At 34.6% G+C, this 16,365-nt stretch carries 12 protein-coding genes; 5 read left to right on the top strand and 7 right to left on the bottom strand.

From position 1 onward, the window contains the following. Positions 1 to 55: 55 nt before the first annotated feature. Positions 56 to 727 carry a CPBP family intramembrane glutamic endopeptidase gene (locus JYK00_RS01990; RefSeq protein ID WP_207567050.1) on the bottom strand — a complete coding sequence of 224 codons (672 nt, stop codon included), beginning with the start codon at positions 725 to 727 and terminating at the stop codon, positions 56 to 58. A 148-nt stretch (positions 728 to 875) separates the two neighbouring features. Between JYK00_RS01990 and JYK00_RS01985 the strand changes: the two genes are divergently transcribed. The 5 genes from JYK00_RS01985 to JYK00_RS01965 all read left to right on the top strand — a co-directional run bounded on the left by JYK00_RS01985 (position 876) and on the right by JYK00_RS01965 (position 9,764). Beyond that, the gene (locus JYK00_RS01985; protein WP_207567049.1) at positions 876 to 3,083 is read left to right on the top strand and encodes an ATP-dependent Clp protease ATP-binding subunit; all 2,208 of its coding nucleotides are present in this window, start codon (positions 876 to 878) and stop codon (positions 3,081 to 3,083) included. A gap of 108 nt (positions 3,084 to 3,191) precedes the next feature. Then, positions 3,192 to 4,367 carry a sugar ABC transporter substrate-binding protein gene (locus JYK00_RS01980; protein WP_207567048.1) on the top strand — a complete coding sequence of 392 codons (1,176 nt, stop codon included), beginning with the start codon at positions 3,192 to 3,194 and terminating at the stop codon, positions 4,365 to 4,367. A 72-nt stretch (positions 4,368 to 4,439) separates the two neighbouring features. Next, positions 4,440 to 6,152 (top strand): ABC transporter permease subunit, encoded by a 1,713-nt coding sequence (locus JYK00_RS01975; RefSeq protein WP_207567047.1) that lies wholly within the window; start codon positions 4,440 to 4,442, stop codon positions 6,150 to 6,152. Continuing rightward, entirely contained in the window at positions 6,152 to 8,575 is a 2,424-nt protein-coding gene (locus JYK00_RS01970; RefSeq protein ID WP_207567046.1) for a sugar ABC transporter permease, read from the top strand. The genes JYK00_RS01975 and JYK00_RS01970 overlap by 1 nt, the downstream gene beginning before the upstream one ends. Positions 8,576 to 8,621: 46 nt before the next feature. Beyond that, complete coding sequence (locus JYK00_RS01965) at positions 8,622 to 9,764, top strand: alkaline phosphatase family protein (protein WP_207567045.1); 1,143 nt, start codon at positions 8,622 to 8,624, stop codon at positions 9,762 to 9,764. Positions 9,765 to 9,769: 5 nt separating this feature from the next. Here the strand turns inward: JYK00_RS01965 and JYK00_RS01960 are convergent, their stop codons facing one another. The 6 genes from JYK00_RS01960 to JYK00_RS01935 all read right to left on the bottom strand — a co-directional run bounded on the left by JYK00_RS01960 (position 9,770) and on the right by JYK00_RS01935 (position 16,290). Continuing rightward, positions 9,770 to 10,615, bottom strand: coding sequence for a MurR/RpiR family transcriptional regulator (locus tag JYK00_RS01960; RefSeq protein ID WP_207567044.1), 846 nt, complete (start codon positions 10,613 to 10,615; stop codon positions 9,770 to 9,772). Beyond that, positions 10,603 to 11,823, bottom strand: a complete 1,221-nt coding sequence (locus tag JYK00_RS01955) for a glycosyltransferase family 2 protein (RefSeq protein WP_207567043.1) — start codon at positions 11,821 to 11,823, stop codon at positions 10,603 to 10,605. Before JYK00_RS01955 ends, JYK00_RS01960 begins: the two co-directional genes overlap by 13 nt. A 14-nt stretch (positions 11,824 to 11,837) precedes the next feature. Further along, positions 11,838 to 13,133, bottom strand: coding sequence for a carbohydrate ABC transporter permease (locus tag JYK00_RS01950; protein ID WP_207567042.1), 1,296 nt, complete (start codon positions 13,131 to 13,133; stop codon positions 11,838 to 11,840). Beyond that, entirely contained in the window at positions 13,127 to 13,993 is an 867-nt protein-coding gene (locus JYK00_RS01945) for a carbohydrate ABC transporter permease (protein ID WP_207567041.1), read from the bottom strand. Before JYK00_RS01945 ends, JYK00_RS01950 begins: the two co-directional genes overlap by 7 nt. Before the next feature lie 63 nt (positions 13,994 to 14,056). After that, complete coding sequence (locus JYK00_RS01940) at positions 14,057 to 15,355, bottom strand: ABC transporter substrate-binding protein (RefSeq protein WP_207567040.1); 1,299 nt, start codon at positions 15,353 to 15,355, stop codon at positions 14,057 to 14,059. A gap of 158 nt (positions 15,356 to 15,513) precedes the next feature. Then, positions 15,514 to 16,290, bottom strand: coding sequence for an alpha/beta hydrolase (locus JYK00_RS01935; RefSeq protein WP_207567039.1), 777 nt, complete (start codon positions 16,288 to 16,290; stop codon positions 15,514 to 15,516). Positions 16,291 to 16,365 lie beyond the last annotated feature (75 nt).

Below are 16,365 nucleotides of genomic sequence, written 5' to 3'. Positions count from 1 at the left end.
TTGAAGGTAAGCACGGAGTGATGTGTAACTCCTCACTCCGTGCTTATTTTTTGGATTAACGTGATTTTGCTTTATCTAAAGCTGTTATATTAAACCCGTCGATTAAATTATGAATTATTATGGGATAAATTAGACTTCTGGAGATTTGAAAACTGTATCCAAGGATTAAAGCCGCAACAAAGCGTACAGGTATCATACTCAGAAAAACTTTTAAACTTTCCGCTTTGTTTACAGTATTTAAGTAATGAATAAAAGTAAATATTATACTGGCTAAAATGGTAGAAAAGTTAAATATAAACAGGTTGCCGTGAATTATTGTACTTAAATTACCCTGAAGAAAACCTCTGTATAATGTCTCTTCAACAGGTCCAACTAATATCCCCATGTAAATAATTTTCCACTTTGAATCAGGGAGAAGGTAGCTTATTTCTTTGAATGTTTCTTTAGCTGTTTTTGACGTAAAGAAAGCCGATATTACAGCTGCTGGTAGCCCTATGAGGAAAATGCTTATAAGTCCCTCTTTAAGATTTCCTATTGTGAATCCTGCATCTTTTAAAGAAAGATTTGAAAATTTTATGAATATAAACGTGAGTAGAATGTTAATAGGTGCTAATATAGTGTGTAATTTGAAAATATCAAATTTTATTTTTTTAATAAATTGATTTGCGATTTTTTGAATTATGTACCAGTGCAATAATAAGATTATTATGATTCCTATTAATTTCATGGAGCTACCTCCTTATGTTTTGTCAAAGTGAGATGTATGATTTTGTTAAAACAAAAAAATTTTAACACATGTCGAAGAAAGCAGTTCAAATATGTTAAAATATTGGTGAAAAAAACTTGTTACAATAAGATTCTCAGGAGGGGTTTTTGTGTTTGATATGAACGAGTATACCGAAAATGGTCAAAGAATTTTGATGGCAGTTACTGATATATTATCAAGATACAAACAAAATCAGTTATCCTCCGAACATCTGTTATTAGCTATTCTTGAGGATGAAAAAAATGCTGCAAAGGATATTTTATCGTATTTGAAAATAGATATAGGGGAACTAAAAAAAGAAATTGAAACGTTTATTTCGCGGTATGGAGTGAAAGCATCTGCACCATCGGGACAGATTTTTATTACTCCCGAGGCAAGGCATGTTCTTGAGGAAGCCAAGAAAGAAGCAAAAAGAATGGGAGATGAGAAAGTTGGAAGTGATCACTTACTACTTGCGATGACTTTACTTCCAGAGAGTATGACTTACCGAATTCTTTCTCGTTACGGTGTTACTCAGGATAAAGTATATCAGGCTATAAGAGAACTCAGGACTTCCGGGGCACTGTCAGAGGATGAAAATGTAGATATACTGGTACGATTTACTGAGGATCTGACAGAACTGGCAAAACGTGGAAAACTTTTGCCGGTTGTTGGAAGAGACAAAGAAATATTTAGAATTATGGAAATATTGGGAAGAAAATTAAAAAATAATCCAGTAGTGATAGGAGATCCCGGTGTTGGAAAAACAGCAATTGTTGAAGGGTTAGCGCAAAGAATAGTGAAAGAAGAAGTTCCTGATTTTTTGAAAAATAAAAAGATATTAAAACTTGATATTGCAAGAGTTGTTGCCGGGACAAAATTTCGCGGAGAATTTGAAGAAAGATTGAAGAAGATAGTTGACGTAGTAAAAAAGAAACCGGATGTAATACTTTTTATTGATGAAATACATACAGTAGTTGGAGCGGGAGCTTCTGAAGGTTCTGTGGATGCTGCAAATATTTTAAAACCTGAACTTGCCCGGGGGGACTTAAGATGTATAGGCGCTACAACAGTTGAAGAGTATAGAAAATATATAGAAAGAGATAAAGCTCTTGAAAGAAGATTTCAACCTGTAATAGTTGAAGAACCAACAATTGATGAAACAATAAAAATATTACATGGTTTAAAATCGCTTTTCGAGGAATTTCACGGTGTAAAAATTGAAGATAAATCTCTGGAAGTAGCGGCCAGATTTTCAGCAAGGTATATTACAGAGAGATTCTTACCGGATAAAGCTGTTGATCTTGTGGATGAGTCTGCTTCAAGAATAAAAATTCTTGGAAGAGAAGTAGTAACACCTGAAGATGTTGCAAAAACAGTTGAGATGTGGACAGGAATTCCCATTGGCAAAATAATGGGCGCAGAAAAAGAAAAATTAAAAAATCTTGAGAAGTTGATTCATGAGAAGTTTATTGATCAGGAAGAAGCTGTAAGGGTGGTAGCAAGTGCTATTCGAATGTCGCGAACAGGTATCAAGAATACCAAGAGACCTGCAGGTGTTTTTTTGTTTATAGGTCCTACAGGTGTGGGAAAAACAGAGCTGGCTAAAAGATTAGCAGATATTCTCTTTGGTTCTGAAAATAGCCTTATAAGAATAGATATGTCAGAGTATATGGAGAAACATTCTGTTTCCAGGTTAATAGGTGCACCTCCAGGATATGTTGGTTATGAAGAAGGTGGGCAGCTCACAGAATCCGTAAGGAGGAGACCTTACAGTGTGGTTTTGCTCGATGAAATTGAGAAAGCAAATTCCGAAATTTTTAATGTGTTATTACAGGTATTCGAGGATGGTAGACTTACTGATGGTAAAGGTAATACTGTTGATTTTAGAAATACCATTATAATAATGACAAGTAATCTTGGAAGTGAATCTATCATAGAGACCATTGAAAAAGGAAACGAGGAGGAACTTGCAATTGTTGCAGAAAGAGCTATAAAATCAAAACTAAAGCCAGAATTTTTGAACAGGTTAGATGCAATAGTAATATTCAAAACTTTAAAAGAAGAACATATAGTTAAAATTGTTGATATTTATGAGAAGGAACTTAACGATAAACTTGGAGATCAAGGTATAACAGTGGTTCTTGACGATAGTGCAAAACTTTATCTTGCAAAACATGGTTATATTGCTTCAATGGGAGCAAGGCCATTACGAAGGTTGTTCGAAAATACAATAGAATTTACAGTTTCAAATTTGATAATCAACGATGAACTTAAAGAAGGAAATGTGGTAAAATTTACTGCTAACGAAAATGGAATTTCGTATGAGATAGGTTAATTTGGAAACTGTTCCAGTAATGTTGTAAAAAATATACTTTTTTGGTGTAAAATAACTATCGTGGCAGATTACATGTGTAGCATCACATTTTATGAAGGAGGGATAGATATGAGGAAGTGGCTTGTTGTTATTACAGCTATTTTGATGATGTTAAGTGTGTTTGCAGTAAAACTCACCATATGGACTTCTGAAGCGCAAGTTGATATCCTTACAAAATTAGCAGATGAATTTAAGGCAAGTTATGGTATTGACGTAGAGGTTGTTCAGGTGAATTTTGGCGACATAAAGTCCAAATTTCTTACAGCGGCTCCTGCCGGTGAAGGCGCAGATATAATTGTTGGTGCTCATGACTGGGTTGGGGAGCTTGTAGCAAATGGATTACTTGAACCAATTCCAATTTTGCCAGATAAAGACAAGTATTTACCAGTGCCATTGAAAGCATTTACGTTTAACGGTAAACTTTATGGAGTACCATATGCGATTGATGGTCCAGCTCTTATTTACAACAAGGATTATGTGGAAGAACCACCAAAGACATTTGATGAACTTATTGATCTTGCAAAGCAAATTAATGAGGAATATGAAGGAGAAGTTCGTGGTTTTGTTTATGACTACAAGAATTTCTATTTCAGCAGTTATGCATTCTTTGGATATGGCGGATATGTGTTTGGAGAAAAAGGCGGAAAAGTCAATGTAAAAGATATTGGACTTGCAAATGAGGGAGCAGTTAAAGGATTAAATCTTATAAAGAGACTTGTAGATGAGGGATTACTTGAGTCTGGAGATAATTACAATGTGATGGACGGGCTTTTCAAGGACGGTCAAGCAGCCATGATTATAAATGGACCATGGGCAGTTCCTGGATGGCGTGAAGCAGGCGTTGATTTCGCCGTTGCTCCAATTCCACAACTTGAACCTGGAGTTGATCCAAAGCCATTTATTACCGCACAGGGATTTATGATTAACGCGAAAAGTCCTAACAAACTTTATGCTATAGAATTTTTGACCAAATTTATTGCTACAAAAGATGTAATGTTCAGAATTTACCAGGCAGATCCAAGAATTCCTTCTCGAAGTGATGTTCTTGCGCTGGTTGATGACAAAGTTACAAAAGATTTTGCTGACTTCCTTGGTACATATGGATTACCAATGCCAAACGTTCCAGAAATGGCTGGTGTTTGGGGAGCCATGGGAGACGCACTTGCAAAGGCCCTTGACCAGGGAATTCCTGTTGAACAGGCACTTAAAGAAGCTGTTGATACAATTCTTGCAGGGATTAAATAAAATTTTATTAATTTTGTATAGCGGGGGGCATTTTACCCCCCGCTTTTCATAACTGACCTGGGAGGAGATGAGATGAAACATTTCTGGAAGATAATTGGCTGGCTTTGTCTGGGATTGTTTAATATTTTCTCAGTCTGGGGAGCTTTTTTCCTGTTTGGGAAAGGATTCTACGAGCTTTCTGTAACGTTTTTTGTGCTAATTGTGTTAATAGATTATTTTATACTTAATAAAAAATCATATCCTTACAGATATATGATACCGGCGGTAATATTGCTTTTTATTCTGGTTCTTTATCCGATAACTTTTACTATAAAAACGGCATTTACAAATTATGGTACAGGTCACATAATGACCCGACAGGAGGTAATTGATAGATTACTAACTGATCCTGTGTATACGTACGTTCCTGAAAATGCTAAAGAGTACAGATATGAGATATTTATCAGGTATGATGGAATAAAACCAACGAATGATTACAAAGTATTGCTAACCTCTCAAAATGGAGAAAAATATATTATGGGTGAGATAAAAGTAGTAAGAATGCAGGCGGGAAAAATGCTTTTGGGAGAGGCTCAAATGGTGCCTCTTGATAGAGCGGGGTTAAATATTATAAAAGAAGACGGAAATATCATAGCTATTGTTGAAGATGGAAAAACTTATCGTTATTTTTATTCCCCTTATGATCCAGAAACGCGGGTTAATGAAATATTTTTTAAGTCGCAAGTTGGATTCCCTGTGCTAAGTAAAGTAGAAATTGTAGATCCAGAGAACAATAGACTATCTCTGAGATTTTCAGAGGATGGGAGCTTAAGGTTAAGGACTGTTCGACATCTTTACAGATTATCATTGGCAGAGGTTCAAGAAAAAGGAAAAACAGTTGTTAAAACAGTTCTTTTTAATGATAAAACTAACAAACCTTTAATAGAAGAAAATGGAACTTTTTATGATTTAGATGAGAACGGGGAAAAAGTGGCTATAATGGGCTATATATCTTACATTGGTGGAAAAAATTTCTCAAGAATATTTATGGATCCCACTGTTTCGGGACCGTTTACCAAGATATTTTTGTGGAATTTTACTTATGCAGCTTTAAGCGTGCTCTTTACATTTGTAATAGGACTATCCTTTGCACTTGTCCTTAATAATAGAACACTTACTGGAAAAGCAGTTTATAGAACTTTACTTATAATTCCCTGGGCAATTCCTGCATTCATATCTGTGCTGATATGGAAAAATGGTTTTTTCAATGAGACCTATGGAATTATAAATAGATTTATCATAACGAATGTATTTAAAGGTAATCCCTTGCAATGGATGACCAATCCTTTCTGGGCCAAGGTGGCAGTTTTGGTAGTGAACACGTGGCTGGGGTTTCCGTATATGATGACAGTATCATTGGGGGCTTTACAGAGCATACCAGATGAGCTTTATGAAGCTGCATCAATTGACGGAGCGAGTAAATCGCAAAGATTCTGGAAAATAACTTTTCCTCTTTTAATGACAACAATTGCGCCTCTTCTGGTTGGAAGTTTTGCTTTTAATTTTAATAATTTTGTGAATATATACCTTTTAACTTCTGGAGGACCGGCTATTCCAAATACAAGTACACCAGCAGGTGCGACTGATATTCTTATATCGTATACGTATAAACTTGCATTTGAAGCGGGAAGAGGACAGGATTTTGGGTTTGCAAGCGCGATTTCTATTCTTATATTTTTCATAGTAGCTGGTATAAGTTTTGTAAACTTTAAAATTTCTGGTTCTTTTGAAGAGGTGAATAGATAATGGTGATAAGAGGCAAGAATTGGTTAACTCACATAATATTAATATTGCTTATTGTAGCCATTTTATTTCCTGTTGTCTGGGTTATATCAACTTCTTTGAGAAGAGATAACGCGGCGTTTTCAACAAAACTTTTTTCATCTCGAATGAGTGTTCAAAATTACAAAGATTTGCTATTTCCAGAGAAGAATATTCCGCGCCTTTTGTCTGATATTGAAGCTGTTACAACAAATGCTATGCCTTATACAAACAGGGATATTGAATTTCTTCTTTCAAAATTCGACAAAGATATACAGTTGCTAAAAGGATATGTATTAGAGACTCAACAATTAATTGAATCATCTGATAGGGAATATGAAAAAATAAAAGAGTTCATAGAAAATAACAACAAATTGATAATTGAGAAGATAAAAAGCGAAGCGGAAAATATAAAAAGAAACATTCAAGTACCTGAAACTTCGGAAGAAAAATTATATCTCGCTGTATTGTACCTTTTAGATAGTAAAAAATTGAAAGAGACAAAGTTGAGTTTAATAAAAAGAATATCATCAGACACATTGGAAAAATATAAGTCAAAATGGGAAGAAAAAATTAAAAAAGACAAAATTAAGTTAGATGCTTTGAACACGAGAGTGAAAGAGCTGGAAATAGAAATTAGTAAAGTTAGAAAAGAAATGGAAAGTTATCAGAGAGAATATTTAAATTTGATGACGATAATTCGTGAATCAATTTTACCTCAGTTTCAAAATTATTATACAACTCTGCAAATAGCTCTCGAAACCCTTGAAAGCGGGGAAAATTCAAAAGTGGGAGCAGCGGTTTTTGAATCTGATGAAATGGAAAATTTTGAAAAGTTATACAGGTATATTCTTGAAATTTCGAATTATGAAGTGGAGGACTTTTCCGAATATAATTCATTGATAACAAATCTGGTAAAGGTTTTTGAAAAAATCAATAACCTGTGGAAAGAGTATCCTTATAAGTCTACAAGCGCTTATGCTGATTTTATTTCTTTGATTAAAATGTTTAATTTAAAAGCCACTAAACAAATAAAAGAGAGTGTAAATGTTATAAAAGGCTTAAAAAAAGCTGTTGACGAATATCAGAATTTTTCAAAATCTTACGAAGCACTGAATGAAGAACTGAGTTCTGTGAAATTAGAATATGAAAAAGTTTCGTTAGAGTTTAATGAAAAGATATCGTCTCTCAATGAAGGATTTCTTTACATTTACGGAATTTTGTTGAGTGAAAATGTTAATAAATTTATTGCAAAGGTTGAAAATTATAAACTTCCAAAGGATATAACAAAGCTTTATTTTGCGTTGAAAAGCTTGAGATCATCGGCAAATGCATACTTTGTATATTTGTCAGATGCTGATTTAAAGAAAATTATAAGAGCAAGTTTGAGTAAATTAGAATGGATAAACTCGTATAGAGATTTCAATTCTAAGTACAAACGTTTTTCAAAAGATATGAAAGATTTTCTGGAAGATTTTTCAAGGTATGTGAATAGCATAGAAGCTACTGGTCCACGTGCGATTAAATCTGCTAAAGGTGGTATAAAACTAAGAATAGCGGCGCTTTCACAACTTTTCCCGAAAGTTCAAAGCGATTATCCATCTAAGATTGGTTCAACTCTTGGCCTTTCTTCAAAAGAAGCGGCGAACCTTGTGGATCAGTTCCCGCTTAATGAATTAGATAAGAGATTTAAAACTATAGATGCAAAACTTTTTAGAATTGACCAGATATGGAAGCAAAAAACGAAACACTATCTTGTTAGATGGATATTTAACAGTGTTGTTGTTGCGGGAGTAGTTGCCGTTGTTACTACTCTTGTAAACGCGCTGGCAGCATATCCATTTAGCAGAATGAGATTTAAGGGTAGAAGGTACGGTATAATGTCGCTTTTGCTTATTCAAATGTTTCCTGCGATAATGTATATGGTAGCTCTCTATGGTTTTTTGAGTTTTGTTGGAAGGTACTTAAGCTGGATGGGGCTAAATACACTGGGCGGTTTGATGTTCATTTATCTCGGTAATATAGCATTTAATATGTATTTGATAAAGGGATTTTATGATACTATACCAAGTTCTTTAGAAGAGGCAGCCATGATAGATGGGGCAACAAGGTGGCAAACATTCTGGAGAATAGTGCTACCATTAGCATCACCTATACTTGCTGTTGTAGTTATATTAACTTTTATGGGAACGTTTAATGAGTTTGTCCTGGCAAGAATCATACTCCAGGATGTTGAAAAATATACATACGCGGTTGGATTATGGACATTCTCAACAGGACCGTACGAAACTGAATGGGGTCTTTTCTCTGCAGCGGCGCTGATAGGAATGGCACCAATGGTGATTCTCTTCCTCTCCATGCAAAAATATCTTGTCGGAGGATTAACAAAGGGTTCTGTTAAAGGATAATTAAAGGGCCGCCTGTTGCGGCCTTTTTTAAAAGGGGGAAATTTTAGTGTTAAAACCTGATTATGATCTGAGTATTGTAAGTTTTGTGAACACCGTGATAAAGTTTTTAGGAGCTACACCGTTTTATGAAAGCAGGAAAATGCAGGAATTAATAGGAGATAGCCTTTCAAATATTAAAAAGGTTATAATTGTAATTATTGATAGTCTTGGATATGAGAAACTTTCGAAAATAAATAATGTATTGCAATTTGAAAGAGTTGAGAAAATTTTTAGTGTTTTTCCAACTACCACTGTGACTGCTGTTACAAGTTTGGTGACAGGATTAACCCCACAGGAGCACGGTTTAATGGGTTATATACAGTTTTTAAGAGAAATAGGAATGTTATTGAATATGATTGACTTTTCGTATCCTGGTATGTCAACATATAGTTTTGAAAGTATCGTCAAAAAAAATCTGAAAAGACTTCCAAATGTGTTTCAGCTATTAAAGAAAGAAGGTAAATATGCGGGGATTTTGACAAGTGCAAATATAGCTAATTCAGGCCTTTCTTTTTTAACACAGAAAGATGCCAGTGTTATGACGTATTATACCGTTGGTGACCTGCTTTCTGGAATTTCAAAAATTTTGAGAAAGGAGTTCAAAGGAATAGTTTTTGTGTATTACGGTCTTTTGGACGGACTTGGGCACAAAAAGGGTCCAGATAGTGAAAGTTACGAGAAAGAGTCCGAGTATATATTACGTGAGATAAAGAGAATTGTCGAAGAATTCAAGGATAAACATACGAGAGTGTTTATAACAGCTGATCACGGAATGGTGCAGACGCCGAGGGATAAAAATTCTTATCTTGGCTCTGAGTTGAGAAGATTTTTGCGTATGCCACCTACAGGGGAAATGCGGATGATGTATTTCTATACGAAATATAAAAGAGAGAAAGAGTTAATAGATTATTTGCAGGGCAACTATAAGGGGCGTTTTGAGCTTTTCAATTCAAAGGAAATGTTAAGCGATGGATATTTTGGTTATGGAAAACTTCATCCGGAAGTTTTAAACAGAATAGGTGATATTGTTCTGGTGTGTAAAGAAAATTATTCATTTACTTATCTTTACACAGGTGGAGAAGATAAACTTAAAGGGATGCATGGTTCTTTAACTGAAAAAGAATTACATGTTCCCCTTATAGTGCTTTGACATCTTTAAATTTTCTCATTTTTGTTGGTGTATCTTTTCGCTTGAAGGGTTTTGTCAGCTTTTCTTAAAATTTCTCTGGCACTTTTTTTAATTGAAAGCGCTTTATCAAAGATTATGTGTAATATAGTCATCTGGCACACGTGAGGCGAAAGAAAAGGGATACCTGTTTCATGGCCACTTGGTGGTATATATATAGTTGTATCCACGACTTCTGTGATTCTTGATTTATATCCACCCGTGATTGCTACAGTGTATGCACCAGATGATTTTGAAATCTGCATGGATTTTACAGTGTCTCTTATGTTTCCACTTGAGGATATTCCAAACACTACATCGTTTTTTCCAAAGCTAACAGCGCTTATAATCTGCATATGTGGATCTGTATAAAAACTTGCTGGAAAACCTGCCCTTGTAAATAATACTGCTCCATATTCTGCAATTACTCCGCTTGAACCCACACCAAAAAATATTATCCTTTTTGATTTAACAACTTTCTTAACAACAGCTTCTATACTTTCTTCATCAAGCATTTTGTTTAAATTTGAAAGTGTGGAAATTAGTTTTGTTATTAATTCGTTGGAACTTTCAAAAAATATATCTGACTCTGGAGCAGCGAGCTCCCGAGCCAGAGAAATCTTTAAATCCTGAAAACCTTTGAATCCAAGTTTTCTACATAATCTTGAGATAGTAGCTTCCCCTACTCCAGCAAGTACAGCAAGTTCACTTATGGAATGATGTATCGTATCATCAGGGTATTTAATTATGTATTTTGCTATTTTTTGTTCAGCAGGTTTTAATTGTGATAAAGTTGCCCGGAGTTTGTCCAGAATTCCAAGCTTTAAATTTTCCATATTTTTGTCAATTCACCTTTCCTTTCGATAAACTTTTCGAGGAGTTTTTCGATTTCTTTTTCCGCTTCTTTTTGGTTCATGTGAGTAGTTTTTATCACAAAGTCAGCGGTTTTTCCAAAATATATTGGAACGAGGATTTTAATAATTTTATCACGTAAATCAGGTTTTCTGTAGGCGTTGGAAAGTTCGAAAATTACAGAAATCCATGTATCTTCGTCTACTCTACCAGATGAAGAAGCTATTTCAAATATTTTCTCGGAAATTTCGTAAGAGAAAATACTTTCAATTTCTTCTTTGTTGTTAGTAATACCTTTTTTGCAGCTGTTTATTAAATTGTCAATATCAACATTTATAGGTTCGGGAGTTATTTCTAAAAATTCGCCATATATAGGAGAATTTTTCAGTGAACTTGTTTTTGACCAGTTATTTTTATAAGTTTCCATTAACGAAAATAATGTACCTACAACTTCTTTGAACATTTTTCCAAGCTGTTTTCCTGGATCTTTCACGTCGTGAATTTTTGCTCCAAGAGAAGCCTGATAAACAGGTAGCTTTGATTCATTTATAGCGGTTGTAGTCATCCAGATATCTATGCCAAATCTTGAGATATCCGATTCCCATATTTGCGGATCTTTATTTGTATATATTTCGATCATTTCTCTTCCTACTCCAAAATCACCACCGATTGGTTGCCTGACTTTTTGTCCGTACAAAGTACTTGTTAATGGGTAACAGATAGAGTTTGTTATAGTTCCATCGTATTTGTGCCTTATATAATATGGAGTTACGTAAGAGGTTTTGCCAGAAAGAATAGGATTTATGAGTCTCTCAATCCAGAAAGGTTGAACGCTTCTTAAATCTGAATCCAGAAAAACTACAGCTTTTGCACCAGCCTCGGCTGCTATTTCTAAGATGCTTCTCATTGCTGTACCTTTTCCAGAAATTCCCTCATAAACAAAACTATATAGGTCTACATTACCAGTATTACTTTTCAGAAACGTTTCCCGGGTTTCATCACTGGATCCTCCATCGGAGTTGATTATACAGGCTTTGTAGCCCGGGAAAAATTCTGTAAGGCCTTTTGCGGCAGTTTCTGTGACGTAGCGAATTGTTTCAGCGTTGTTGTAGCTTGGAATTCCTACAATTAAATCATAGGGGGCTTTTTCTAAAATAATTTCCAGTAATTCTTGAGGTACTGTGTAAGTCATAGTAGTTCCTCCTTTCATTCTTTTACTCCCCCTGCTGTAAATCCAGCGGTTAGATATTTTTCCATAAGACCAAATATCAATATAATAGGTACCGCAGACACAAGAGAAGCCGCCATCAACCTCCCCCACACAGAGTGAGCAGACTGACTAAATGCGTTTAACCCAAGAGGCAACGTGAAAAGTTCTTTATAAGATTTTAAATTTAGAAAAGCGGATGCAAAAAGATATTCGTTCCAGCCTATCATGAAAGCGTATATGTATACGGTAACTATTGCAGGAGCAGACAATGGGAGAACTATCCTGAAAATTGTCTCGAATCTTCCACATCCGTCTATTATAGCAGCTTCTTCTATTGAATATGGGATTGTTCTGAAATAATTTCCAAGCATGTATAAAGATACTGGTAAAGTCTGGATAACATAAACTACAATTAAATAAACACTTGCTCCAAATGGTGTTGAAAGTATGCCGAGTTTGACGGCCATCTGGTAAAGAGGAACCATTATAACAGTGCCACCAAATAAATATACAATCAGTACAGAGCGCTGTAAAACACCTCTTCCTCTAAATTTTAACCTTGAAATGGCATATCCACCAAGAATGGCAAAAAACAGGCTTAATAAAGCAGCGATTCCTGCAAACATTAGCGAATTTCGTAAATACTTTAAAAACGGAAATTCAGTAGCTTTTTCTACTAATATTCTTTCTTTTTGCTGCTCTAATTCTTTTATTTGAACATGGATTTTATCTAACTGTGAATTTATAAATTCGTCTGTAAAAGCAGAATTTACAAAATCTCTAAGATTTAAAAACATTTGCATATCACTTTCACTTAGTATTATAGCTGCATTTTCTTCTATTGTTTTTGCTTCTGGAGTATCTTTTTTCATAGCATTCAATACAAACTCTTCTCTATTTTCAAGTGCAAGACCTGCAAAATCGATTACCAATTCAATGATGTTTTTTAACTCCTTTTCTTTTTGAGGATATACTTCATTTTTTAAATAAGCTACGTATGCCTCTTTTGAACCTGATATTTTTTTTAGTCGGGCTATTTTATCATCTATAGACTTTACATTTCTTTCAAGAATTTCTTTTCCGAAAACTTCTTCCTCAGTGCTTTGAATTAACCCAAAAATTTCTGCGTAATTTCTCAGGGTTAGATTTTTAAAACTGGTTTTGTAAGGGTCATAATCTGCGTGAAGTGAAACTAAAACCATAAAATAAAATGGTATGAGGATTAAAAAGGCTATAATAATTATTCCAGAGTAGAATAAGAAGGTTTTTAATGGAGATTTTTTCTTTACCATTTTAGCACCTTCTTTACGTAGAAGATGATGAGAGTTACCATAACCACCATTAATATAGTTGCAATAGCAGCTGCTATACCAAATTCTGGAGAAGTGGTTCCTATGACTCTTTCGTATATGTATATAGGTAATGTCCCGGCGCTTTTACTCATAAGGTAAACTTCGTCGAATTTGTAAAAATTCCATATACCCCTTAAAAGTCCCACTGCTGCCATAACAAAGTATAACTCTGGAAATGTTATATTTTTAAACCTTTGCCAGGAATTAGCTCCATCTATTTCAGCTGCTTCGTAAAGTTCAGAAGGTATTGATTGTAGTTTGGAGAGGATCATAAGGTACACAAACGGAAAATTTCTCCAGATGTTAAAAACTGAGACAACTACAAAAGCGTTGTTTACGTTGTTCAAAAGATCAAGTTCAGAGGAAATCCATCCAAGTTTTCTGCCAAAGAAATCTATAAATGGTCCAAGACTTGGATCAAAAATATAATGCCACGAAGAAACAATAGAAATTAACGGTGTTATATAAGGCAAAAGAATTATTGTTCTCATTAAACTTCTTCCTTTAAATTCTTTATTCATCATAAGAGCTACAATGAGTCCAAAAAATAAGCTCCCGATTACTGTCAGCAATGTAAACGCTATAGTTATTCCAAAAGATTTCCAGAAGTCTGAGTCAGCAAGTATTTTCTTATAATTCTCAAGTCCAACAAATTTCATAGAGGTGATTCCTACATCAAAAAAAGATATGTATATATTGTACAGGACAGGGTATAAAATAAGAAGCATTAATAAAAGTACAGTTGGTATTACAAGTTTCCAGGCAAACCTCTCTTCTTTTTGACTGATCGTTAGCTTCAAAGGTTTCACCCCTTTTGATTATATAAAAGCAAAAAAGCCGGGGGAAATCCCCCAGCGTAAAATTTATTTTCCTGTAACTTTTTTCATTTCAGATTCCCAGTAATTTAAGATTTCTTCTGGAGTTTCGTTGTTGTCGAACATTCTTACAATTCCTTTTCCTATTATGAAAGCTCCGGATATTTTACCCATTTCCGGGAAAACCTTTCCATTAACATAGCCAAATTTTTCAACATTTGATAAACCATCTATAATTTCCATTATCTTTTCTTTTCCATATCTTTCGTAAATACCTTTTGGATCTTTTAAAAATTCAGGGCTTTCTACCATTTCTTTTGTTGTTGGAAGCATTCCACCGGGAGCCATATGAAGGAATTTCACATAATTTTCTGGATCAAACATGAAATTTAAAAATTTCCATGCTCCAAGCTTATTTTTTGTTTCTTTGATTATTGCAAGGGAAACTACCTGACCAAATGATGATTTTCGAGAATGTGTCATGTAGGGAGCAAACCCTGTGTTTTCAACTAATTTTGGATCAAATTTTGATACAAATTTTGTTTGAACTTCTGCGAGAGCTAAATCATCCATAATGTATGTGGAGTAGAAAAACATGGCTGTTTTTCCCTGCAAATATAATTCTCTTGCTTGCTTCCAGTATGTGTGACCAGGCGCGGAATATTTTCCAAGTTCTTTGTAGAAAGAAAGAGCTTCTTTCATTTGTGGAGAATTCACTATTATGTTTCCATTCTCATCGAAAATTCTCGCTCCATTTGACAAAGCAAAAATTGTGAAAACTTGTTCTGCGTAAGAATCTGCATTTTTAGCAAGAACTATTCCGTAAATACCTTTATCAGGATTATGGAAGTATTTTGCGGCTTTTAAAATAGCGTCCCATGTTACAGGTGGTTCCAGACCTGCTTTTTCAAACCAATCTTTTCTGTACCAGATACCCTGTACCCATCCATGGAAAGGAACTGCATAAAAACTTTCTCCATCAGGTGTTCTAACAAATCTTGCAGCCCCTTCATAAAAAGTAGCTGCTGAATTGATAAATCTTGTTGGAAGAATTGTATCAAGAAGTCCATCTGCTCCCAGACTTAATACTGTTTCTGCGCCGGCTTCAATTATATCGGGAAGAGTACCAGCGGCTTTTGCAGCAGCGAGTTTTGAGAACATTTCGTTTTCTTCAACTGCTACAACATCAACGTTGATTCCTGTTTCAATCTCAAATGTTTCAACAAGTTGATTAATAATCTTTTGCCTGTTTTCTTCAACCTGAGTGTGCCAGAATACTAATTTCCCCTGACCTAACACTACAGTGAATACTAATATCAATGAAATTATGAAGAAAAACTTTTTCATAAAACCCACCTCCGAAGGAAATAATTTTCACAACGCGATTAAATAATAACAAAACCATAAGTCAAAATAAAAGGTTTGTGACGAGTGATTATAAGCTTTTAAAAAGGATTAAACGTAATTAGCTGGATAATACTTCAAAAAGGGGAGTAAAATTCAGATCAATTTTTGAACCATTTAATCAACTCTAAAGCTACTTTTTCTTTTTCTATATCGTTTGTCATTACGTGGCCACTTTTTTTGAAAACGATTATTTTACGTTTTTCAGAGGAAACGTTGTGATAAATATAATGTGCAGCTTTCAAAGGAACTGTTTTATCATTTTCTGATGCAAGTATTAAGATATCAGATGATACTTTTTTGAGATTTTTTCGGGCAATTTTCATAAGTTTGTATAACTGTTTTCCCTGTGGAGGCCAATTATAGCTCCAATATTCTTTTGAGAGATACTCTAATTCTGGATTATCATATTTTTGTTGTGGCTGTTTTTTTGGTAACTGTTTGAGGAAAACTGAAAGTATAGGTGTTAATTTTATTCTCCAATCATTTATTATAATTGCCCCGGCTATAGTTGCAATTTTTGGAGGATGAAATATACTCGCAAGTATTAATGTAAGAAGTCCCCCCATAGAAAGTCCGGCCACATAAACTTTTTTGTATATTCCAGACAGGTCAAGATACGTATCGATTACTTTTCTGAGCCAATCTCTCCATGTGCTCCTTAAAAAATCTTCGGAAGAAGTGCCGTGACCTGGGAGGCGTGGGACAGATACGGTAAACCCTGCAGCGTTTAGTTGATGTGCAACATAGGCCATGTCTAAAGGAATTCCTGTAAACCCATGAATTAGTAATATGGCTTCTTCTGATGTTCCTTTAAGAAAAATAGGTTGTGACACAGTAGTTGCTTTAATGTTTTCAGGTAATGTTAAAAGATTCATAGATGTTTCCTCCCTGCCATTTATCGAGGTTAATTATAATTATAGCATAGTGGTATAATTGTTGGCGAGGTTGGC

Origin of the sequence: Thermosipho ferrireducens (genome assembly GCF_017358165.1) — a bacterium.
In the GTDB taxonomy this organism is placed as follows: Bacteria; Thermotogota; Thermotogae; order Thermotogales; family Fervidobacteriaceae; genus Thermosipho_B; species Thermosipho_B ferrireducens.
This window is presented reverse-complemented; position numbering and strand designations above follow the sequence as displayed.

Bases quoted from the DNA above. Each gene is read 5' to 3' on its own strand.
- JYK00_RS01970 (WP_207567046.1), top strand. From the start codon at position 6,152: ATGGTGATAAGAGGCAAGAATTGGTTAACTCACATAATATTAATATTG.
- JYK00_RS01950 (WP_207567042.1), bottom strand. From the start codon at position 13,133: ATGGTAAAGAAAAAATCTCCATTAAAAACCTTCTTATTCTACTCTGGA.
- JYK00_RS01955 (WP_207567043.1), bottom strand. From the start codon at position 11,823: ATGACTTACACAGTACCTCAAGAATTACTGGAAATTATTTTAGAAAAA.
- JYK00_RS01935 (WP_207567039.1), bottom strand. From the start codon at position 16,290: ATGAATCTTTTAACATTACCTGAAAACATTAAAGCAACTACTGTGTCA.
- JYK00_RS01980 (WP_207567048.1), top strand. From the start codon at position 3,192: ATGAGGAAGTGGCTTGTTGTTATTACAGCTATTTTGATGATGTTAAGT.
- JYK00_RS01960 (WP_207567044.1), bottom strand. From the start codon at position 10,615: ATGGAAAATTTAAAGCTTGGAATTCTGGACAAACTCCGGGCAACTTTA.
- JYK00_RS01990 (WP_207567050.1), bottom strand. From the start codon at position 727: ATGAAATTAATAGGAATCATAATAATCTTATTATTGCACTGGTACATA.
- JYK00_RS01975 (WP_207567047.1), top strand. From the start codon at position 4,440: ATGAAACATTTCTGGAAGATAATTGGCTGGCTTTGTCTGGGATTGTTT.
- JYK00_RS01940 (WP_207567040.1), bottom strand. From the start codon at position 15,355: ATGAAAAAGTTTTTCTTCATAATTTCATTGATATTAGTATTCACTGTA.